The sequence below is a fragment of the Xiashengella succiniciproducens genome, assembly GCF_023674465.1.
Classification (GTDB): domain Bacteria; phylum Bacteroidota; class Bacteroidia; order Bacteroidales; family Marinilabiliaceae; genus Geofilum; species Geofilum succiniciproducens.
Map to the genome: position 1 here is coordinate 1929319 of NZ_CP098400.1, position 22447 is coordinate 1951765.

General features: G+C 43.6%; 16 protein-coding genes and 1 tRNA gene. 12 read left to right on the forward strand and 5 right to left on the reverse strand.

The features are described from left to right. Positions 1 to 94: 94 nt before the first annotated feature. Positions 95 to 805, reverse strand: coding sequence for a PKD domain-containing protein (locus tag M9189_RS08195; RefSeq protein ID WP_250722258.1), 711 nt, complete (start codon positions 803 to 805; stop codon positions 95 to 97). A gap of 58 nt (positions 806 to 863) precedes the next feature. On the opposite strand from M9189_RS08195, the gene M9189_RS08200 reads away from it, so the two are divergent. From M9189_RS08200 to M9189_RS08210, 3 genes are read left to right on the forward strand one after another with little or no spacing between them, the layout of a single operon-like run. Further along, positions 864 to 1949 carry a PorP/SprF family type IX secretion system membrane protein gene (locus M9189_RS08200; RefSeq protein ID WP_250722259.1) on the forward strand — a complete coding sequence of 362 codons (1086 nt, stop codon included), beginning with the start codon at positions 864 to 866 and terminating at the stop codon, positions 1947 to 1949. Further along, complete coding sequence (locus M9189_RS08205) at positions 1934 to 3328, forward strand: tetratricopeptide repeat protein (RefSeq protein WP_250722260.1); 1395 nt, start codon at positions 1934 to 1936, stop codon at positions 3326 to 3328. Before M9189_RS08200 ends, M9189_RS08205 begins: the two co-directional genes overlap by 16 nt. Before the next feature lie 49 nt (positions 3329 to 3377). Beyond that, entirely contained in the window at positions 3378 to 6374 is a 2997-nt protein-coding gene (locus M9189_RS08210; protein WP_250722261.1) for an ATP-binding cassette domain-containing protein, read from the forward strand. Between the two features lie 108 nt (positions 6375 to 6482). On the opposite strand, the gene M9189_RS08215 is transcribed toward M9189_RS08210, so the two are convergent. Further along, entirely contained in the window at positions 6483 to 9041 is a 2559-nt protein-coding gene (locus M9189_RS08215; RefSeq protein ID WP_250722263.1) for a PAS domain-containing hybrid sensor histidine kinase/response regulator, read from the reverse strand. Between the two features lie 125 nt (positions 9042 to 9166). Between M9189_RS08215 and M9189_RS08220 the strand changes: the two genes are divergently transcribed. The 5 genes from M9189_RS08220 to M9189_RS08240 all read left to right on the forward strand — a co-directional run bounded on the left by M9189_RS08220 (position 9167) and on the right by M9189_RS08240 (position 11789). Next, positions 9167 to 9580, forward strand: coding sequence for a response regulator (locus tag M9189_RS08220; RefSeq protein ID WP_250722264.1), 414 nt, complete (start codon positions 9167 to 9169; stop codon positions 9578 to 9580). Next, complete coding sequence (locus M9189_RS08225) at positions 9468 to 10301, forward strand: ATP-binding protein (protein ID WP_250722265.1); 834 nt, start codon at positions 9468 to 9470, stop codon at positions 10299 to 10301. The genes M9189_RS08220 and M9189_RS08225 overlap by 113 nt, the downstream gene beginning before the upstream one ends. Before the next feature lie 41 nt (positions 10302 to 10342). Beyond that, a complete protein-coding gene (locus M9189_RS08230) occupies positions 10343 to 11188 on the forward strand; it encodes a hypothetical protein (RefSeq protein ID WP_250722266.1) in 846 nt (281 codons plus the stop codon). Positions 11189 to 11212: 24 nt separating this feature from the next. Beyond that, complete coding sequence (locus M9189_RS08235; RefSeq protein WP_250722267.1) at positions 11213 to 11656, forward strand: hypothetical protein; 444 nt, start codon at positions 11213 to 11215, stop codon at positions 11654 to 11656. Between the two features lie 59 nt (positions 11657 to 11715). Beyond that, a tRNA-Arg gene (locus M9189_RS08240) sits at positions 11716 to 11789 on the forward strand. Between the two features lie 92 nt (positions 11790 to 11881). Here the strand turns inward: M9189_RS08240 and M9189_RS08245 are convergent. After that, on the reverse strand, positions 11882 to 14164 hold the full coding sequence (locus M9189_RS08245) for an NADP-dependent malic enzyme (protein WP_250722268.1): 2283 nt from the start codon (positions 14162 to 14164) through the stop codon (positions 11882 to 11884). Positions 14165 to 14263: 99 nt separating this feature from the next. Continuing rightward, positions 14264 to 15496, reverse strand: a complete 1233-nt coding sequence (locus M9189_RS08250; RefSeq protein ID WP_250722269.1) for a DEAD/DEAH box helicase — start codon at positions 15494 to 15496, stop codon at positions 14264 to 14266. Between the two features lie 153 nt (positions 15497 to 15649). Here M9189_RS08250 and speA point away from each other — a divergent pair, with 153 nt between their 5' ends. The 4 genes from speA (at position 15650) to M9189_RS08270 (ending at position 19937) form a co-directional block, all read left to right on the forward strand. Continuing rightward, on the forward strand, positions 15650 to 17542 hold the full coding sequence (speA, locus tag M9189_RS08255) for a biosynthetic arginine decarboxylase (protein ID WP_250722270.1): 1893 nt from the start codon (positions 15650 to 15652) through the stop codon (positions 17540 to 17542). 21 nt (positions 17543 to 17563) lie between these two features. Then, positions 17564 to 18703: an acyloxyacyl hydrolase gene (locus tag M9189_RS08260; protein WP_250722271.1), complete on the forward strand. Its 1140-nt coding sequence runs from the start codon at positions 17564 to 17566 to the stop codon at positions 18701 to 18703. 15 nt (positions 18704 to 18718) lie between these two features. Then, positions 18719 to 19471, forward strand: coding sequence for a GIN domain-containing protein (locus M9189_RS08265; RefSeq protein WP_250722272.1), 753 nt, complete (start codon positions 18719 to 18721; stop codon positions 19469 to 19471). 91 nt (positions 19472 to 19562) lie between these two features. Then, on the forward strand, positions 19563 to 19937 hold the full coding sequence (locus M9189_RS08270; RefSeq protein ID WP_250722273.1) for a DMT family protein: 375 nt from the start codon (positions 19563 to 19565) through the stop codon (positions 19935 to 19937). Between the two features lie 71 nt (positions 19938 to 20008). On the opposite strand, the gene thrA is transcribed toward M9189_RS08270, so the two are convergent. Further along, positions 20009 to 22438, reverse strand: a complete 2430-nt coding sequence (gene thrA, locus M9189_RS08275; RefSeq protein ID WP_250722274.1) for a bifunctional aspartate kinase/homoserine dehydrogenase I — start codon at positions 22436 to 22438, stop codon at positions 20009 to 20011. Between the last annotated feature and the right edge of the window lie 9 nt (positions 22439 to 22447).

Here is a 22447-nt window from a genome sequence, read left to right on the forward strand (position 1 = left end):
GGATTGATTTATAGTATTAATATACTATATATCAATTATATAACCAACTTTTTCGAGAAAAAAATCAAATAAAAAAAGAGACTGCCTAATCTTTTTAGACAGCCCCATCCCCGAAATTCCATGATGATGTGAAGCCGGGACGGGCATTTGATGTATTTGTAAAACCAACCTCAAGAATTCCATCACAAGAGTATGAAGCATCTACGCCAAAGGAGGCCTGTGGTTTTACGGCATTAACAAGACCCGGAACAGTAGCTGTTGAAACACAGCCGAATTCGTTTTCTGCAACCAGTGTAACATCAAACAGTCCCGCTATCAGGTAAGTATGGTCAGGATTGACCTCTGAGGATCTTGTTCCGTCACCAAAGCTCCATGTATAGCTGAGAGCACCTCCCTCCGGGTCGATAGTCATATTATTAAGTTGCACCGCAAAGGGTACACAACCGATTTCCGCGCCTTCAAGACCAAAGGATACTGATGGTTGCTGATGCACAGTGATAAAGGCCTCTTTGACAACAGTTTCAGAGTCTTCACCGTATGTCACGGTAAGTGACACAGCATAGACACCCTCATCGAGATAGATAGTCTGTGGATTAACAGCGTCTGATATAGTCCCGTTGCCAAGATCCCACCTATAGGAATATCCGGGACCAGCAGACGACAGATTTGTAAAGTGTACTTCCAGCGGAGCGCATCCGGAATTCACATCGGCATTGAAATCGGCTGTAATCTGCGCTATGACAGAGGCTGAGAAGCAAAACTGGATCAAGGAGAGAACTAGGAAATATCTTAAGGCCGTCCGCATACAGCTTAGTAATTTTAGGTTTTCCTTTGTAGCTGAGTAACAAAATTCACTGCAATATATGGAAGTGATTGCAAAGAACAAACATTTTCGCTATTTTGAATCCGTTATAATCCTCTCTGTTATGAACCTGGGACGTAATTTGTTGTCCGCTATCGTGCTTCTTTCAGCTGTTACCGGAACCCTTAATGCACAGGGTATTCATTTCTCGCAGGCATATTCGGCACACCTTACTCTAAGTCCGGCTAATACCGGACGTTTTGACGGCGACTTGAGAGCCGTGGGAATCTTCCGTAACCAGGGATATAATATGAGCGGTGATTATCAGACCGCTTATTTTAGTTTTGAAATGCCCTTTTATGTCATGGAAGAAAGGCTGGATGGAGGTTTGTACTACAGTCATGACAATACTGCCGGGAAAGCAATGCCAACAGAGAGGATCAACCTCTCTCTGGCTCACGGCTTGAATATATCTCACAGAGCCCGCCTGCATGCGGGCTTGCAGGTGGCCTGGGTTCACAGGCAGATAGACCTTAACAAACTGAGTTTTCCAGATCAATACAACCGTGACACAGGGGGCTTTGACCCCCGTCTGGTCACTGGCGAAAATCTTGAGAAGAGCAGCACCAACTACCTGGATGCAGGTATTGGTTTGCTATACTCCCAGACTATCCCAACCGGGGTGTTTAGTGGGGGTTATTCCATGCAACAGATCAATCGTCCCGTTGAGTCCTTTTTCGGACTTGACGAAAAACTACCGGTAAAACATGTGTTTCATGTCAAGGGTGATCTGGGTCTGACCAGTACTCTCTTTGTGGTTCCGGCAGTAGTCTATATGCAGATGGGCAGCAACAACACCTCACTTGCAGGTTTGAATCTGGGATACAACCTAAATGAATGGCTAAATCAATACAATAGTGTGATTGCAGGGGTTCACGTCAGAAATGCTACTGTCAGCAGGTCGCGCGGACTTGTATTCTCAGCAGGATGTAACTGGCAGTACTGGAATATGATGTTGGCCTATGATACTGATATTTCGAAGTCAAGAGGCAACAGTATAGCAGGATCGGGATTTGAAATCAGTGTGACTTACAAGCTGCCCTCCACAGAGATAACTCAAAAGACTATACAATGGGAAAGATATTAAGTATTGTATTGTTGCTTGTAGTTTTGGTTCCTGCTTCAGGCCAGAAAGATAACTCCATGCGTAACATGAAAAACTGGCAGGTTAAGGGCCTTGCCAAGAGTGCGATACGACTGGGTGACCCATGGCAGGCCAGCATATATCTTGAGGAATTATATCGCAGAAAACCTTCAGACGAGGTGGGGCTTATGCTTGGAAGAAACCTGATGGCATCCAGACAATACGATAAGGCCGAGAGAGTGTACAGTGAACTGTATAAGAAGGCTCCGCGCAAGAGCTTTGAGGCTCAGTTTTACTTAGCTATGCTGCTCAAGATGGATGGCAACTATGAAGCGGCCCTTGGTCACTTCGAGATGACAAAATCAAGGCACAAAAGAATAGCAGACAGAAATATCAACCGCAGGCGCATCGAAAATGAGATAGAGGGTTGCCGTATGGCTCTTACGTATATTGACTCAATAGGACGGGAACCGGATCTTGAGGTTAAGGCTCTGAGCGATGGTGTCAACCAGGGCAGGATGAACCATGCTCCAGTAATTATGGGTGACACTGCCTTTGTATATGTGTCAGTGAATGACGAAGCTCCCGAGCGCATAGCTCTTGGAGAATCATATGTGGCAGCACGCAAATACTATAAGGCAACATGGCGGGATGGTCAGTGGCTCAGTGAGCCGGAGTCTGACGTAGGCTCACCCTTTGTCAATGGAGACGGCTATGACAGTGGAAAGGGCGCATTTTCACCTGATGGCAGGCGCTTTTATTTTTCCCGATGTTTTATAAACCCAGATGGTAAGCGTGTTTGTCATATTTATGTATCCAGACTGGGAGAAGATGGATGGAATGAACCTCAGGCACTTGACAGAAATGTCAATCATCCACGCTATACATCAACCCAGCCGACGGTGGGTAAGTTATTTGACTCTAACCTTGAGGTGCTATATTTCGTATCAGACCGTCCGGGAGGTGCTGGCGGGATGGATATCTGGTTTGCTGTCTGCGATATCGCAAAGAATGAATTCCAGAAGCCCCAGAATGCGGGAGTGTTTATAAATACTGAGGGGGATGAGTTGGCGCCCTTTTATGATATAGGTACCGGGCGACTGTTTTTCAGCTCCAATAATCTACCCGGCTTTGGTGGTTATGATATTTTTAGTGCGGAAGGCAGTCTGGTAACCTGGGAGCCACCTGTCAACTTAGGTTTACCTATCAACTCTCCGTATGATGACCTGGACTATGGGCTTAGTCCCTCTGCAAAGTTGGGCTTGTTTGTATCCAATCGCCCCGAAGAGATAGCAGAGGGTATATTGCCCGACCGGATATTTGAGGTGAGAAGGAAAGCAGGGATTAGCCTACATGTGGGTAATGATCCCAGTGAGCAGTAGATAATGTGATTAAGAAACTGAGGATGAAAAAGGAATTAACTCCTGCAGCATGAAGGAAAAGGCACTTGATTCGATAGTTTCGTTATTTGCACTTGTTGCAGTATTCAAGCCAGGTAAGGGCTTTAGCCTCATCAGCAATATTCTTGAGGTTTATCTTACCACTTCGTTTAGTCGCCCTACTGTTGAGCGCCAGCTCGACGTCTGTCAGACCAGGATCCGCGAATACATAGACAGGAAAAACAGTAGTGACACTGCTTCCTTTGAGAAGTTTTTCAGATCAGAACTTGAAGCCCACTGCTACATACTTAGCAGAGAGCTCCCTATTAGCCACAGGATGTATGTGCTTTTGTATCTTATTGATTACATACCCTATGTTGCAGGAGCAGGTTTTATAAGGGATTACAACAACTCTTTCAGACTTATTGAGAAGATTGCTGAGAAGCTTGAGGTATCTGAAACCGACTTCAGGGATGCCGTAGCTTTCGGAAGTGATAATTTCCAGAGTGTAAGTGATGCTAATTCAATGCTTGTCATTACAGACAATGCTGCACTCAGCATTCCTGGTGTTTCTATTCTGATAAGGCCTAACCTGGGAGGACAGCTTGTCTTTTTGAGGATACATTCCACTGATACAATATTATTCAAGGTCAGTGGGGAAGCCTCGTTTGAGATAAACGAAAGGCAGCTGTACAAGAAACGCTCATATGTTCTGCCCAAAGGCGCAGTGATACGCTGTGATGAGGAGATCAATATATACTACAATGATATTGAAAAGGCTCTGACGCCTCATGACGACAGTCAGCCCCTTGTATTGCATGCAGATAACATCAGCTATCAGTTCAGCAACGGAACCTATGGGATCCGTCCCATGAGCTTCAGATGCTATTCGGGTGAGATTACTGCAATAATGGGGGGAAGTGGTACGGGTAAGACAACTCTTATGGGTATGCTGACAGGAGTACGTAAGCCATACGAAGGAGAGGTAACCCTCAACGGAGTCAACGTCTTCGATAATCCCGACAAGGTAAAAGGATATATTGGCTACGTGCCCCAGGAGGATGCTCTGATAGAGGAACTCACAGCCTTTGACAACCTGTACTACATAGTAGGTTTGTCGTATCGTAACCTGAGCAGTGAGGAGAAGACCCGGAAGGTTGAAAAGGTGCTAAAGGACCTTGACCTTATGAGTATTCGTAACCTCAGGGTGGGCAGTGCCATGTCCCGCATAATCAGCGGTGGACAAAGGAAACGACTAAATATTGCAATAGAACTTATCAGGGAACCCGGAATATTATTGCTTGATGAGCCTACTTCAGGATTGTCGTCGGCTGATTCGGAGAACATAATGCAGATTCTGAAAAGTTATGCCCGTTCGGGTCATATGGTAGTTCTCAACATCCACCAGCCTTCGAGCGATGTTTTCAAGATGTTTGACAAACTCCTCTTTCTTGACCAGGGAGGCTATGCCGTATATTATGGTCCCGCTATGCAAAGCCCCTCCTACCTCAAGAAATCGCTTAAGTTGGCTGATGCGCATGAGAATGAATGCCATAGTTGCGGCAATGTCAACCCTGATGATATTTTCCACCTGGTGCAATCTACCAGGATAAGCACCAGCGAACGCAGTGGCCATAAAAGGGCATTTACTCCGGAAAGATGGCATCGCAGGTTTCTTAGGTTCTCAATGGAAGAAGAGAGAAAGACTGTTGACAACCCACTGCCTCTCCACCCTTACCCTATTAATACACCTTCGAGTCTGAAGCAATACTTGATTTATTTCAACCGAAATGGAAAGACCAAGTTTGGAGACCGCACCTACCTCCTTATTGCCCTCTTCCTCTCACCCTTGCTGGCACTATTGCTCAGCCTATTCTCAAGGTATACACCTCCATTCTCGGACTCTTACAGTTTCTATGGTAACGACAATATCCCGGCTTACACCTTTATGAGTGTTATAGTGGCTCTGTTTATCGGAATCATGAATGGTTCGGGTGAGATTATCAAAGACAGAAAAATCCTCAAGCGGGAGACCTTTCTGCACCTCAGCTATCCGGCCTATATTTTTGCAAAACTGAGTTTTCTTATGTTGCTGTCTGCCATACAAATGTTTCTGTATGTGGTAGTAAGCAGATGGGTGTTGCAGGGGCCATCCGGCAATCTTCATTTCTTTTTAGTTATGTGGTCTTCTGCAGTATGTTCCTGCATTATGGGGCTTGCTCTGTCGCAATTTTTCAAAACCATAGCCTCTGTTTATGCTGCAATACCATTTGCCCTAATACCACAGATCCTTTTTTCTGGTGCTGTAATTGACTTCAATAAGATTAACCCAATTTTTGCATCAGACAAATATGTGCCATTAATCAGTGAAGTAATGGCATCACGATGGGCATACGATGCTATCTTGGTTAGTCTATACACCAATACTGAATATGCCGATATCTTCTTTGAAGCAGAAATGGAGCTTAACAACAGCTCATACAGGAAGAATTTCCTCCTGCCTGAGATCGAGAAGGCTTTCTTTAGAGACAACTGGAGTACAACACATTTTCTAACTCGTGACTCTGCTGACTTCAAACTGATAATCAATGGTATTACCCAAATAGGAAATGCTCTTGGCAAGGACTATTCGTCATTGTATAATGACGGAATAATAGATGGTGCTGAGTTTGACAAATGGGTGAGCGAAGTTCGTAACCAACTCAGTGAGGTGTACGACAATTGTATGATGCGCAAGGATGACCTGATAACTGGTATGGGTAGCGACGAGTTTAACAGATTGAGAAATACAACAAATAAAAAGGTGGTTCAACTAGTCACCGACGAGCAAAATATTGAGAAGGTCAGAGTTGGCAAGACCGAATTTATCAGAAAGATGGCCCCCATCTATTCAATACCGGATCATAGATTCGGACGCTCTCACCTCTTTTCACCTGCCAAGCGCTTTGGGCCTTACCTGGTGCCAAGTAATGTAATCAACATTATGGCAATATGGCTTATCAGTGCAGTGATGCTGTCCTATGTCCTATGGAGAAGGCCTACCTTGTAAGCACTGATCAAGATAGTGTCAATACAATAAAAGGGGCTTGGCAGAGCCCCTTTTTCTTTATCATCGTGACCCTAACGGGCAAAGTTCTTTGTTGCATCTTGTTGCAAATCAGATTGAGAATACTGGTATGCGAAGTATTCTGGCAACTGCGGAAGGGTCTATCGGTTTAACCATGTAATCCACAAAGCCTTCATTTATACATCGTATCTTCTCCTCAGGCAGGTAATATGATGTCTGAGCAATTACAGGCACTTTTGGATTGACTTTCCTTAGCGAACGCAGCAATTCAAAGGCATCTATGTCTGACAATCTAATATCAGTTATCACCAGGCTAATATCCTTTTCTTCAAATAGTTTCTCTATTGCAGAAACTCCATCATTGGCATGTACAACCTTAATATTGTGGCTTCTAAGCTTTCTGCTAAGCTCCTTAACTGAATGGAAACCGTATTGTACCAACATTATCTTTTCAGAGCCTTCATGTACTATCTTAATATTTTCCTTACTGTCTTCACCCATTTGCAGAGGAAGAGTAACAATGAAACGGCTTCCCTTTCCAACTTCCGATTCAACTTCTATCTGACCTCCAAGCAATTCTACAAGTCCTCTGGCAATACTCAAACCTACACCAAGACCACCATATAGCACGTTTTCTGAGTCCTTGAAGGTCACAAAAGGCTGGAATATCTGGTATTTGAATGCATCGCTGATACCAACACCTGTGTCCTTTATCCATAGGTTAACTGTACCGCTGTTTTCATTTGTACTTTCAATACCAAACTCAATATAACCCCACTGGGTAAACTTTACAGCATTATCAATCAAGAGCTTAAGAACCTGAACAAGCTTACTGCCATCAGTATATATCCTGGTTGGTACATGATCGGGAACATAATCACACCTTGATTCAACCATGGCTTTGGAACTCTCGGTAATCTTCTGTTTCATATAATCATTAACCTCTTCCACAAGGCTGCTCATGTCAGTCCACTTCTTTTCAACGGTAACCTGTTCATTTTCAATTTTTGCCATCTCAACAAGGGCATCAAGAATAGACAACAGCTTTTCACCGCTTCGTCTGATCAGGTCTATGTGATATTTCTGAGTTTCGGTCAGTTCTTCCTGCTCCAGTAGTTCTATAAAACCTAGAATACCGTTCATTGGAGTACGCACCTCATGTGACAGGTTGGAAAGGAAACCTGTTTTGAGTCGGTTGCTGCTATCGGCAAGACTACTTGCACGATCAAGCATCTCCTCATAAGCCCTGCGCAGAGTATTATCATGAGTAATACCCATCACATGATCTACAACCCCGTTCTCATTACGTACCGGATAAAGTACAAAACTGTACCAATGCCCGCTTCTGGCCGGGAAACGAAAGTCGGGTGATGCCACGATATCACCACTAAAGGCCTCCTCAATCAGGGTCTCGAAATCTGTTTCCAGCGGCTCTGACAAGACTTCACTTATGCTGGCCGGAAGACTAACCGGACGGCGATTGCCAAGCATATGAAATAATGAAGGATTGCAGTAAAAACACTTGTAATTACTATCTACAAGTACTACTCCGGTATTGACTGCACCAAGCATATTATATACCCTGACATCATCCTCAGAGGAAGTCACGGTTCTTGAAAAGAGTCTTGTAATAGTGTACATCATAAAAGATGCAGATCCTGAGCTAATATATTCAGTCCTTACAATTACTCTGACGTGCCCTTCAGGGAACGTCAGTAATCCTTCAATAATAGTTGGCCTACTTATATCCGGTCTCCTTCCGGTAAGCAGTTCTTTTTCCTCAGGTTTCTCAGGCATAAACCTGTTCCATAATCCATCGGCAGAAAACTTCTCCTTGTTGAGACCCAAAAAGCTGATTGCAGCATCATTTATATATTCAATAATCCCAGGCTTTCCAGTCGGGTCAGTTTGTCTGATTACTACACCCTCGTTTAGATTGTCTGCCAGCATCCTGAATCTAGCCTGATGAATACGAAGCATAGTGCTTTCATTACTAAGCCTTTGCCTCAGCAATGACACCTGATTTCGCTCAGCAGCAACCTGATCTATCAACTGCTTTTTGAGGGTCAAATCCTCAACTATAAGCAAGCGCAGTCTTCCTTTACTGTTTTCTGATGGATATGAAATCAGTCTGAATCGTAAGAACTTCCCATCAACCAGCAGATCCTCCTGATATATCTTCTTGCCTGCTCCATTTTTAAGAAAGGCTTGAATTTTCTTCCTTGACTCAGGATCTTCCACCCACTCTAGTTCATTCTCACCGGCACTTTCTCTCAGCTCCTTCTTCCTTTGAATAATCCACCGCCCCAAACCTAGCAACACCTTATTGCGATTATCTAACAGAAAGATATTAAGCTCATTTTGCCGTGCAAGACCAAAACGCATTACTTTGTTGTTCTTTTTGAGAAGACGGATAAGATTGTATTGACGGCTAACCTGTCTGTGGATAAGCAGAAAAAGAAATACAGCAGTCAAAAGAACATATAGAAGTCCCTTAACGGTCTGAAAGACCTGCATATCGGCATCATTTTTGACAGAGGGAAGGCTAATGCGGTCAGATATCAATATCCAACCGGCTCCGACAACGAAATAGATCAATGATATCCTAAGTGCGGGTTTAACGGGTGTTCTGTTTATACCGAATTTCATATGTATATAAAGACAGAATATTGAACAAAATACAACTTTAGTAATAAAATTAAGTAAAAAAGAAAGGTAACAAAACAATTAACTGAGATTTGCGTAAATTGAAATATACAATAAGGGGATGATTGATGAACGAAAAGCGAATTTTGATAATTGACAACAACTCCGTAGATATAGAGGAGGCTTCTTCAATACTTTCAGGAGAAGGCTACCAAGTAATGCCGGTAATGGACTTCACGACAGCCGGAGGCCGTCTTGAAGACGGTGGTTTTGACCTGATTCTGATTGACGTTACCGATAGTAACGCAGATAGTTTCGAACTTTGCCGGGTATTAAAGGAAGATTCCCGATTCAGGGAGATTCCTCTGATATTCACCACTTCGCGCCCTGACTGCAAGGAACTTGCCATGGGATTCGAGGTTGGGGGTGATGATATATGTTACAAAGCCTTATTCCTCAAAGGAACTACTAAAAAAGGTAAGGAATCATCTGGATCTGAAATCATATCGTACTCTACTTGGCAATACAGACAAGACGCTTGACCTGGCGAAAGTAAACAAGGAACTTGAGTTATCTGTTAATGAGCTGAAAAGGACAAACGAGGAACTTAGTCGTCTGGAAAAGTCCAAGCAACAGTTTCTCGATATACTTGGTAGCGAGCTGTCGGGTGCTCTCAATGAGATTACTGCTATGCTTCAGGTTATCAAGTACAAGGTGGATTCCAAGAAAGTGGCCCAGCTTGTTGACCACATTGACCACTCAATGTCCAAGATTGAGATTTTTGTAAATGCTGCACTGAGAATATCAGAACTGCAAAGCCTGGGATCCGTGCTTAAGCCGGAACGTGTTGATGCAGGCAAGCTGATTGGCTTTGCCATGTTTAGCCTTGACGATAAGATACGTCGCAAGATGATCCATATTAATAATCAGACTAGCTCGAGGTCGGTATTCATTACAGGTGAAAGCCAACTTCTCAAAGCTGCTATGGTTATAATTCTAGACTTCTTTATGGAAAGAAACCTGCCTGATGCATCAATCGATATTGACGTGAGAAGCAACACCAGAGGAATATCAATCATATTCAAGGACAATGGTGCAAGTGTTTCAGAACAAGAGATAAGTTCGTACCTGGACAACTTCTACCCCGGGCAATCACTCAACTTTGCTGCAATGATAGCCGAGTCCCATCTTGGAAAACTGTCAGTTGCCAACAGAGATGATTCTCAGGGAATAGTAATAGATTTTTCATTATATATTGAATAAGAGGCTGATTGCCCAAATAGGTAAAACAAACACCTTAGGTTATGAGAGAGATTTTAAAAGTATGTCTGCTGGCTGTAATAATTTTTGCAGGATTGGCTGTAGCAACAAATGCTGCCGCACAGCAAAGCGGCCAGACAGAGGTAATTGAGTATTATGCAATTCCATCTCCGGATGAAATACTTAGTTACATACACAACAACGAAATAAGTTATACCCCATCATTGCTAACCAACCCTGACAATAGCAGTCATTATCAGACCTCTACAGATCAGATGCTTGCTTTTGGTATCTACCTGGCTGATATGGCATATGCTGTAAGTTTTGAACAGAGTGGTACAGCCCTACGCTTCTTCGAGGTAACTGAGTCCATGGGTAAAAGCATGAATATCTTTCCTCCCGAGATTCTGAATATAGGTGAAAGATTATTACGTAGTCTGGATAATCTGGACTCAATTAATGCCCTTTACGATGAGATGTATCTCGTAGTAATCTCAAGCCTGCATGATGCAGGTCGTTTTGGAGAATATGCAACGATTTCAGCAGGTGGTGTTGTTGAAGCCCTATACCTGGCCCTTAATTCAAGGGATTCTAAGATTAAGGAAGACGCTTTCAGGATGAGAGTATGGGAACAAAAGATGATTCTTGAGCAGCTTGAAACAATGAGCAACAAATACCTCAATGAATCCCAAAAGAAGAAAATATTGGGAGATATGAAGGACCTCTATGCTGCTTTTGACGAAATACCCACTCAGGATGCAACTACTAGTGCTGATAAAAGGAATGATGGCGCAGTAGTGCTTGGAAGTACAAAACCTACTCTGAAGCCGGCATCAATTGACATAATACACAAGGCTGTCAATGACCTTAGAGCCAAATGGGTTAAATAGCCATAAAGAAAAAGACTTAATAAGATGAAAGCACCAGTTATCAAATTACTACTAATATTCACCTTAACAGCCTTTTTTGTGCCTGTCCATGGTCAACGATGCACAGGCTTTGACAAGCGCTGTGCATCTGCCCCTGCACAGTTTGAAGCCAGTTCATTGTCGCGCTCCGTATCCATGCGAAAAGGCAGAAAGGTTGTAATCACACAGACCTTTTATGGCAACTCCGAATACTTTATCTCAGTATGCGGCAAAAACCGTCTAGGTAACATCCATTTCCGACTTATATCTGTAGATAACAATAATACTGTCCTTTACGACAACGCAAGCGACTCTTTCAAGGATTCTCAGTTGTTTGTAATCAATAACACGATGAACGTACGTATTGAGTTGTCTGCTCCTCATTATTTCGATGATAGCAATTCTGAGTGCGCGGGAATAAAAATATTTCGCAGCAAAAAAGAGATTTGATTTATCAATATTTGGCGCTCACTCAAATTTTCCTATATTTGCACACCGAAAAAATAAGGGGTCCGGTAGCTCAGCTGGATAGAGCAACAGCCTTCTAAGCTGTGGGTCGTGGGTTCGAATCCCGCCCGGATCACAAAGAAAAGCCGCAAAATTTCTGATCAACAGAATTTTGCGGCTTTCTCTTTTTAACTATTGGCTATATTTGCAACCTTATATACTACCTTATTACTCAATCTTACCCTCTTCCTCAAAGATTGCATCAACTGCGGCAATAATTACCATGTTGAGGATGTCGCGTACTGAACTTTCAATATTAAGAATGTGTATCGGCTTCTTAAGTCCCATCTGGATCGGACCTATAGTTTCACTCATCCCGATTTCGAGCATCATCTTGTAGGAGATATTTGCCGAACTCAGGTTTGGAAATATCAGGGTGTTGACATCCATATTGTCGATCTTGGAGAAGGGGAACATCTCATGTCTCAACTTCTTGTCGAGGGCATAGTTGACCTGCATCTCTCCGTCGATAAGTATATCAGGGCGCTCGTTGTGGATGTCGGCAACTACTCCACGTACCATTGCAGGACTACCTGAATTTCTTTCACCGAAATTGGAGTAGGACAACATAGCCATTACAGGAGTAATATTGAATAGTTGTACTGTCTTATGTGTCAGCAATGCAATATCCTTCAGTGTTTGAGCATTGGGGTGGTTATTTATAAGCGTGTCTGAAAAGAAGAAGGTTCCCAGCTTATTGTGAACTATGTTAAGGCCGGCAATATGGCTAAGGCCTTCACGAATACCCACGATTTCAATAGCTGGCTTGATGGCATCGTCATACTTGGTATAGGTACCTGTCAAACATGCATCTGCTTCACCTGCCTCAACCATTGCAATACCAAAGTAATTGCGGTCATACATCTTTTCATAGGCCTCGGCATAGGTCATTCCATCGCGCTGTCTCTTATTGGCAAGAGCTTGTGCATAACGTCTGCGTCTTGCCTCTTCGCGATCGTGGCGCATATTGATGATCTCTACACCAGTCATATCAAGTTCCAGTTCATCAATAAGCTTTTGAAGCCTTTCCTCATTACCCAGCAGTATTGGGATACAAAGACCTTCATTCTTTGCAATCTGAGCAGCCTTTAGCATATTGGCATGATTTGCCTCTGCAAAGACAATTCGCTTGGACTTCTTCTTGGCCATCTCAGTCAGGCTTCGCATCAGCCTGTTGTCAATACCCATTCTGCCACGAAGCTCATCCTTATACTCTTCCCAGTCAGTTATTGTCTTGCGTGCCACACCACTTTCAATTGCAGCCTTTGCAACCGCAGGTGCAACTGTTACCAGCAGTCTTGGATCCAGCGGTTTGGGGATAATATAGTTGCGTCCATAGCTCAGCTTTGCATCATCATAGGCCAGTGCAACAACATCGGGAACTGGTTCCTTGGTTAGCTGTGCGATCGAAATTGCAGCAGCCACCTTCATCTCTTCGTTGATACCGGTAGCACGGACATCAAGTGCACCACGGAAGATATAGGGGAATCCAAGCACATTGTTAACCTGGTTGGGATAGTCACTTCGTCCTGTAGCGAATATTATATCAGGACGCGAAGCCATTGCATCATCATAGGATATCTCAGGTTCCGGATTTGCCAGTGCAAACACAATAGGATTGTCGGCCATGCTTCTCACCATCTCCTTAGTAAGGACATTGGCAACTGAGAGGCCCAGGAATACGTCACATCCCTTCACGGCTTCTTCAAGCGTATCTACATTAAGGGCTGTTGCAAAGGGTTTCTTGCGATCATTAAGATCCTTTCTGCGAACCGAAATAACCCCCTTGCTGTCAACCATTACTATATTTTCCTTTTTTGCACCAAGATGAATATAGAGGGAGGCACAGGAAGAAGCTGCTGCTCCGGCACCATTGACAACTATCTTAACATCCTCTATCTTCTTGCCTGCCAGTTCAAGCGCATTTATAAGTGCAGCTCCTGATATAATTGCAGTTCCGTGCTGGTCATCATGCATCAGAGGAATGTCAAGCTGAGCTTTCAGCTTTTCTTCTATGTCAAAGCACTCTGGAGCCTTAATATCTTCAAGATTGATCCCGCCAAAGGTTGGAGAGATAGCTTTAACAACCTGAACAAACTTGTCGGGATCCTTCTCATCGATTTCTATATCAAAGACATCAATATCTGCGAATATTTTAAAAAGCAATCCCTTTCCTTCCATCACTGGCTTTCCGGCAATTGCGCCAATATCACCCAAACCAAGGACGGCCGTTCCATTTGAAATTACGGCAACCAGATTTCCCTTTGTAGTGTAGTCATACGCATGCTGAGGGTCTTTCTCAATCTCAAGACAAGGCTCGGCTACGCCAGGCGAATAAGCAAGCGCTAAGTCGCGCTGTGTGGTATAGGGTTTTGTAGGTATAACCTGGATCTTACCCGGACGGCCCTCAGCATGATACTGCAGAGCCTCCCCTTTCCTGTTAGAACTCATATTTAAATCAATTTCAGGTAGTGAAATAATTAATTGGAAATATCAATTTTAAGGAGTAACAGTAAAGCCGCAGCTTTGTTGCTTATTATAAAGGAACTGTTATTTCTTTTTCTTTTTGGGTTTTTCCTCGAAGTCAATAAGTTCGTTAACAACAGATTTCCAGTCGTACTTAGCATCCTTTGAAAAGTCTATGGTTGCCTCATAATCTGTCGGATCCAGCTCCAGTACCTTTATTGGATTGTCAAGATATGATTCTATCTCTTCAAGTTTTTCCTTTTCCTCCCTGCCACAGAATGAGACAGCAATACCTCGGTTAGTACCGCGACCTGTTCGTCCCACACGGTGAACATAGTTCTCAGGATCATCCGGAAGGTCATAGTTGACTACATATTCAACATTTGGAATATCAATGCCCCTGGCACTAACGTCAGTGGCAATGAGAACCTTGTTTTCGCCCGAGCGAAAACGATCCATTACCTTGGCCCGGTCTTTCTGAGCCAGATCACCATGTATAGACTCTGCCTTTAGGCCTACCCTTTCCATTGCCTTCACAACCCTTTCGGCACGAACCTTGGTCCGCACAAATACAAGTATCTTACTCTCAGGGTGCTCTCTTATGATACGTTCAAGAAAAAAGCGTTTGTCGTCCATCTCAACATACATCAGGGAGTGATCGACATTTTTGGAAACCGGGTCTTTGGGAGATATCTGAATGCGGACGGGTTTATTTACAAGGCTGTATGCAAGATCCTTGATGGTCTTGTCGATTGTGGCAGAGAAAAACAAAGTCTGGCGCCTCCTTGGAATGCGCCTGACAAGATCCTGCATATCGTTATAAAAACCCTTCTCAAGCATATGGTCAGCTTCATCCAGGATAAGGATCTGAACTGACTTAAAGTTGAGGTGCTTCTGTGCAGCAAGGTCAAACATACGACCGGGTGTTGCTACAAGTACATCAACCCCATTTTTGAGGTGTGCAATCTGCGGATCCTGTTCCACACCCCCGTACAAACCGATAACCTTAAGTCCGGTTCCTGTTGCCAGCTCTTTGAAGACATTGGCAATCTGAATTGCTAATTCGTGAGTCGGCACCATTACCAGGCAGCGCATACTGCCTGGTTCAGGCAAATGAGGCCTGGTTGACATTATCTGGATAACCGGTATAGCAAATGCTGCAGTCTTTCCGGTGCCCGTCTGGGCGATGGCAAGCACATCCTCTCCTTTCAAAATCGGAGATATTGCTTTGTATTGAATATCTGTGGGGCGTTTGAATCCTAACCTCTCAAGATTATCCCGTAATGCGGGAATAAGTCCGTACTTATCAAACTTCATATCTGGTAATCAAATCTGGAATGCGAATACTTTAGAAAACAGTCACAAAGATACAGGATTAAAATGAGCATTTTGGGAGTTTCATTTGGGTATATTCATAAAAAAGTGGTTATTTCGCATTTTATTTTTAATCATTAAATATTAGATGCGAAAGTGAGAAAATGGCGTATTGAAGATTCTGCTGAGCTTTACAACATCAATGGTTGGGGCGTAGATTATTTCTCCATAAATGAGAAAGGCAACGTCATAGTAACTCCTAAGAAGGGAGGAGCTGCAGTTGAACTTAAGGAGCTTATGGATGAGCTTATGGTTAGGGATGTATCCAATCCTGTACTTCTCCGTTTTCCTGATATATTGGATGATAGGATTGAGTCCATATCACATTGCTTTAAGAAAGCTGCCGAAGAGTACAACTACAAGGGTCAGAACTTCCTGATCTATCCAATCAAGGTTAACCAAATGCGTCAGGTCGTGGAGGAAATAGTGAGCCACGGCAAAAAGTTTAATATCGGTCTGGAGGCAGGCTCCAAACCGGAACTGCATGCTGTGTTGGCCATCAATACTGAGACCAACTCGGTTATTATATGCAACGGATATAAGGACGAAGATTATATCGAATTGGCACTGCTAGCTCAGAAGATGGGTAAGCGCATTTTCATAGTAGTTGAAAAACTTAATGAGCTGCGCCTTATTGCCAAAATAGCAAAACGACTGCAGATCAGACCAAATATTGGCATTCGTATCAAACTTGCAAGTAGTGGTAGTGGTAAATGGGAAGACTCAGGTGGAGACAGCTCCAAGTTTGGTCTTACTTCCAGCGAACTGCTTGAAGCACTTGATTTTCTAAAGCGTCAGAAGATGGAGGATTGCCTGGCCTTGATTCACTTTCATATCGGCAGTCAGGTAACCAAGATTCGCAGGATTAAAACAGCACTAAGAGAAGCTGCGCAGTTTTATGTTCAACTCCATAAGTTGGGCTTCAACATCAGCTTTGTTGATATTGGTGGCGGACTTGGTGTTGACTATGACGGTACTCGTTCATCCAACAGTGAGAGCAGTGTCAACTATACAATACAAGAGTATGTCAATGACTCAATTTCTCACTTTGTAGATGCGGCAGACAAGAACGATATCCCTCACCCCAATGTGATTACTGAGTCTGGACGCTCACTTACAGCGCACCACGCAGTTTTGGTATTCGAAGTTTTGGAAGCTACCTCTCCTCCGATGTGGAATGAAGAGGAAGAAATCACTGATAGTGACCATGAACTGGTAAAAGAGATGTATACCCTGTGGGAAAACATCAACCAGCCCCGAATGATGGAGACCTGGCACGATGCTCTGCAGATCAGGGAGGAAGCACTGGACCGTTATAGTCTGGGTGTTCTTGACCTTATTACAAGGGCCAAGGTGGAACGTCTGTTCTGGTCTATAGCAAACGAGATCAACCTAATAACTACCGAGCTAAAGCATGTTCCTGATGAGTTCAGAAACTTGTCAAAGCTACTTGCTGACAAGTATTTCTGTAATTTCTCACTGTTTCAGTCATTACCGGATTCATGGGCTATCGACCAGATATTTCCAATTATGCCGATACACAGACTGGAGGAGAAGCCGTCAAGGAATGCAACACTTCAGGATATCACCTGTGACTCGGACGGTAAGATAGACAACTTTATTGCTACCCGTAATATCAGCCACTTCCTGCCGGTTCACCCGCTCAAGGCCAAGGACCCTTATTATGTAGGTGTGTTCCTTGTAGGTGCATATCAGGAAATCCTGGGTGACCTTCACAACCTCTTTGGTGACACCAATGCTGTTCACGTATCTGTTGATGAGGATGGATATAGCATTGAGCAGGTTATCGACGGTGAAACCGTTGCCGAAGTTCTCGAATACGTACAATACAGTCCCAAAAAGCTCGTTAGGACAGTAGAGACATGGGTTACCTCATCAGTTAAGGCTGGTAAGATCTCTGCTGAAGAAGGAAAGGAATTCCTTTCAAACTACCGTTCAGGTCTGTATGGTTATACCTATCTTGAATAGAAGTAACTATAATTGTCAGTTGTGATTTTTATAAACAGAAATTACAGACATAGATATCTGATAATACTGGCGGCACTGTATTCTGTGTCCGCCAGTATTTTTGCTGAAACAAAAGAAGACAGTACCCGCATTGCTTTTGAGGTAAAATACCATCATGGTATAGTCATTCCCCACCACACAAGTATGACCTACCTTATCGATGATTATGCTCGGGGTACTGAGATTAATATTATACGTCAGCGTCATAAAGAGCAACTTTGGGAAACCTATCTCAACCGGCCGGAAACAGGTGTTGGGTTCTGGTATAGCACTTTTGGCCGTTCCGACATTTACGGTGAAGGGTTTGCCATCTATCCCTACATCAATTATAGGTTGTTCCAGATTGGACGCTTGCAGGCCAGGTACAAGGTTGCCCTAGGTCTTGGCTATGCCACTAAACCATTCAAAGTGGGGGAAAACACATACAACACTGTTTTCGGATCACACCTGAATGCCTATGTGGGTCTGGGACTACGTCTGCATTACCCCATCACCGACAGGTTTTCACTTTCCACATCGTTTGCGCTTAATCATATGAGCAACGGTTCGTCACGCAAGCCCAACAACGGGATTAATACTGCGGCGATTGACTTTGGACTGATCTATGAGCTGGTGCCCTTTCAGGAGCCCGAATATGTGGACAGGAAGGTGCCTGCTGACGATTCTCGCGAATGGCTGTTTACCCTTGGTGTTGGCCGTAACCAGGCTGCTGCCTATAACCCTACGATTTATTGGTCAGGTAGTATTACAGCAACTCACCTGTGGTACAAGACCCGCTCCAAAGCCTATGGTATAGGACTAGACCTTATCAAGTTTGGTGGTGCTCCCTATGCTTACAATATGTTTCAAGATCTTGACGAGAGTCGGGATTATTCGCTGTATGAAGAATTATATGCCGGAGTTTTTGGAACTATGGAGTCACATTTGGGTAGCAGTTCATTGTTTATGTCCCTGGGGGCTTATATCTTTTACAAAACAGAACCACGTCAGCCTTTATACGCAAGGCTTGGAATAAGAAAGAAGATAACAGACCAGTGGCTGGCGCACTTTGGGATAAAAGCCAACTTCTTCACGGCCGAATTTATAGAATTCGGACTTGGTTACAGACTTAGATACAGATAATAACAAGAATCTGAAATGATCAAAAGACTGGCCTACATATTTGCGATACTAATAGGATTAGCTTCATGTGAATATATTACCGAGATGAACAAAACCGGTGATATAGTAAGCAAGGATATTGCCTGGGAAGGAGCTGAAGAAATTGAGATCTGGGCTCCGATCAGGTTGATTCTTGTAAACAGTGACAGCAGCTATATGCACCTTAGTGGTATGGATTTCATCGTTGAGGGCTACAGACTTTACAACCAGGACGGCAGACTCTTTATCAAGCACAACAAAACCGAGATTCTCCAGGAAAGTAAGATAGCCAACCTATATGTATATTCACCTTCGTTCAAAAGGATAGATACAAACTCACCCTGCAAAATAACTACCAATGGTGATACCCTTGACATTACATCGCTTAGCATAGTGGTCAATGGGAAGGGGCTTTATACAACTGGGGACTTTATTCTGAAAGGTGATGAGTTCCATCTCTCGGTCTATGGTGGTGTCAACAAGACACACCACAATATCGGAGGTCAGGTCAACAATGCCTACTACCATCTTGAGGGAGGTTGTGATATTATAGCGGATAAACTGCAATCAAAGTCCTGCGAGGTAACACAAAAAGCTTATGGGGACATTTACCTGTGTGCTGAGGAGAAGCTGCTGGTAAGAGTGTACTCTACCGGCAACGTGTATTTCAAAGGCGATCCCGAGATCGACTTTGAACAGGTCAAAAACAACATGATGAAGGCTTCTGGTAAACTGATAAAGCTTAATTAACAGACAGTTATCACATTTATCCTTTTTTCATCAAAAAGCCATACCTAATATCATGGCCATGTGATATATTTGCGGCTTTAAAACTGCAAATATGTTAGCAAAGGGGTTCTTTACAGTACTTTTTCTGATTATCTCAAATGCCTTTATGACCTTTGCCTGGTACGGCCATTTGAAGTTTCATGAAATGAAATGGTCGCAAAACCTGGGCCTGGTGGCAATAATCCTGATTAGCTGGGGAATAGCCCTGTTCGAGTATATGTTCCAGGTCCCGGCCAATCGTATTGGCTTTCGTGAAAACGGAGGGCCTTTTAATCTTCTTGAACTAAAGGTTATTCAGGAGGTGATATCTCTTACAGTCTTTGCTATAATTTCAATTCTTGTATTCAAGTCAGAACCACTAAGGTGGAACCACTTTGTGGGCTTATTCTTCCTTGTTTTGGCAGTGTACTTTATTTTCAAAAAGTAAATCTCCTGATAGCTACCAACTTTTACAGAGCATGTCATCATAAAAAAAGCGGCCTTGCAGCCGCTTTTTTCTTACACATTAGCTACCTTGATGATGTCGGCAAAGACTCCCGAAGCCGTCACATCGGCTCCGGCTCCGTAGCCCTTGATCTGCATGGGATGCAGGTTGTAATTTTCCGACCATATCAGGATTATATTATTACTGCCTTCAAGTTCGTAGAAAGGATGTGTTTTGTCAACTTCCACCATTCCAACCTTGGCCTTTCCATCTTCAAGACTGGCGGCATAGCGTAATCGCTTGCCTTCCAAATACAGTCTCTGTCTTCTGTCTTCAAACAGCTCGTCGAGCTCCTTTACCTTTTCCATAAAATCTTCAAGGCTTGGTTGGCTAAGGTATTCAACAGGGACAAAGGGTTCTACTTCCACATCTTCCTGCTCCAGCTTGTAACCTGACTCACGGGCAAGAATTAAGAGCTTTCGCACTACATCAGTACCGCTCAGGTCTATCCTTGGATCCGGTTCGCTATAGCCCTTTTGCTTGGCCTCAAGTATAACCTCTGACAGCGGCTTGATTTCCGACATCTCATTTACTATGTAGTTGAGCGTACCCGAAAGTACTGCCTGCAGTCTCACTATCCTGTCACCACTCCTTACAAGGTCATTGATTGGGGATATTACAGGTAAGCCGGCTCCTACATTAGTTTCAAAGTAAAACTTAACACCTTTCTCTGCAGCCGTACGTTTTAACCTACTGTAATGTTGGTAGGAAGATGAACTGGCTATCTTATTGGCTGTAACCACAGAGATGTTGGCTTCCAGCAGTTGTAGGTAGATATCTGCAACCTCTTCACTTGCCGTACAATCCACAAATACACTGTTGGCCACGTTCATCTCAATAATCTTGTTCTTGAAGTCATTTATGCATCCAGGCACACCTTCCTTTTCCAGTTGTTGAATAACGGTATCGGGATACAGTCCTTCACGATTCAGAATCATAGACCTGCTGCCTGCAATTCCCACTAGCCTTATCCTTAGGCGATTGTCAGCCATAAGCTTTTGAGCCTGGGTACTGATCTTGTCCAACACCTTACTTCCCACTGTTCCTTTTCCTGCAAGGAATAGATTCAGTCTCTGATATTGAGACAGGAAGAACGCCTCGTGAATTGCATTTAAGGCCTTACGAAGATCCTTTTCCTTTATTACAAAGGATATGTTGATTTCAGATCCTCCCTGGGCTATAGCATAGATGTTAACACCATTCTTACCAACACTATTGAACAGTTGTCCGGCAATACCGGTAGTTTGCTTCATCTTCTCGCCTACTATTGCTATTACAGCCATCTCATCCTCCTGCATGATACGACTGATCTGCTTCTTGTCAAGTTCTGGCTTGAATTCCTCCCTGATGGCTCTGACCGCAACATCCGAACGACTTGAGTCAATCACCATACTTATACTGTTTTCAGACGATGCCTGAGAAATCAGGACAACGTTGACCTCAACCCTGGCAAGGCAGGAAAACAGACGCATAGAAATGCCTGGAACACCGACCATGCCAATGCCCTGAACTGTAATAAGGGTGACATCCTTAATTGAAGAGATACCCTTGATTTGTCTTGCTCCACTCTCTGACTGCTCGCTTATCAGTGTACCTTTTGCTGAAGGATTGAATGTATTCTTTATCCTGATAGGTATCTTATTTCTATAGGCAGGAATAATAGTTGGCGGATAGATAACTTTAGCACCGAAATGAGATAACTCCATTGCTTCGGAATAACTCAGGTGATCAATGCAATAGGCACGGCTTATAACCTTGGGATCTGCTGTCATAAAACCATCAACATCTGTCCATATCTCAAGTACATCCGCATCAAAAGCGGCAGCTAACAGCGATGCTGTATAATCCGAACCACCCCTGCCGAGAGTTGTGCTCTCCCCCTTTCCATTGCTGCTGATAAAACCGGGAAACAGAGACAGACGACCCAGCGAACCCTTCAGTTTGCTAAGCAGCTGCTCTGATTTTTCGTAAACAACCTGGTTTCTACCAAACTCGAAAGAGGTCTTGATATAATTCCTGCTGTCATACCAGTTGGCACCAAGGTAGCTGGCAATAATCCTGGAAGACAGCCTCTCTCCCATGCCTGAAATCCTGTCAAGGCTCTTCCTGCTGAGCTCACGAATCAAAAAGACCCCTTTTACCAGGGTATCCAACTCCTCTATTTCGGAACTAACCAATGCTCGTACCTCGGCAGCATTTTCACTTTCAAACAAATTATTAATAAGTTCCTCATGAGTATTAATTATCAATTGCAACTCACTAATGCAGGCTTCGTCCCCCTCGCATGCCATATTTGCCATTCGTATAAGACGATCCGTTACTCCGCCAAGGGCAGAAACTACTATTACAACGGCTTCATCCTTCAACGAAGCGACAATATCTTTCACTCTGGCAATGGCTTCCGCAGAGCCTACTGAAGTGCCTCCGAATTTTAATACTCTCATTTTGATAAT

Excerpts from the sequence above, each read along its gene's own strand:
- M9189_RS08250 (WP_250722269.1), bottom strand. The coding sequence starts at position 15,496 with ATGAAGTTTGATAAGTACGGACTTATTCCCGCATTACGGGATAATCTT.
- M9189_RS08215 (WP_250722263.1), bottom strand. The coding sequence starts at position 9,041 with ATGAAATTCGGTATAAACAGAACACCCGTTAAACCCGCACTTAGGATA.
- thrA (WP_250722274.1), bottom strand. The coding sequence starts at position 22,438 with ATGAGAGTATTAAAATTCGGAGGCACTTCAGTAGGCTCTGCGGAAGCC.
- M9189_RS08195 (WP_250722258.1), bottom strand. The coding sequence starts at position 805 with ATGCGGACGGCCTTAAGATATTTCCTAGTTCTCTCCTTGATCCAGTTT.
- M9189_RS08200 (WP_250722259.1), top strand. The coding sequence starts at position 864 with ATGGAAGTGATTGCAAAGAACAAACATTTTCGCTATTTTGAATCCGTT.
- M9189_RS08230 (WP_250722266.1), top strand. The coding sequence starts at position 10,343 with ATGAGAGAGATTTTAAAAGTATGTCTGCTGGCTGTAATAATTTTTGCA.
- M9189_RS08265 (WP_250722272.1), top strand. The coding sequence starts at position 18,719 with ATGATCAAAAGACTGGCCTACATATTTGCGATACTAATAGGATTAGCT.
- M9189_RS08220 (WP_250722264.1), top strand. The coding sequence starts at position 9,167 with ATGAACGAAAAGCGAATTTTGATAATTGACAACAACTCCGTAGATATA.
- M9189_RS08205 (WP_250722260.1), top strand. The coding sequence starts at position 1,934 with ATGGGAAAGATATTAAGTATTGTATTGTTGCTTGTAGTTTTGGTTCCT.
- M9189_RS08225 (WP_250722265.1), top strand. The coding sequence starts at position 9,468 with ATGATATATGTTACAAAGCCTTATTCCTCAAAGGAACTACTAAAAAAG.
- M9189_RS08270 (WP_250722273.1), top strand. The coding sequence starts at position 19,563 with ATGTTAGCAAAGGGGTTCTTTACAGTACTTTTTCTGATTATCTCAAAT.
- M9189_RS08235 (WP_250722267.1), top strand. The coding sequence starts at position 11,213 with ATGAAAGCACCAGTTATCAAATTACTACTAATATTCACCTTAACAGCC.
- M9189_RS08210 (WP_250722261.1), top strand. The coding sequence starts at position 3,378 with ATGAAGGAAAAGGCACTTGATTCGATAGTTTCGTTATTTGCACTTGTT.
- M9189_RS08245 (WP_250722268.1), bottom strand. The coding sequence starts at position 14,164 with ATGAGTTCTAACAGGAAAGGGGAGGCTCTGCAGTATCATGCTGAGGGC.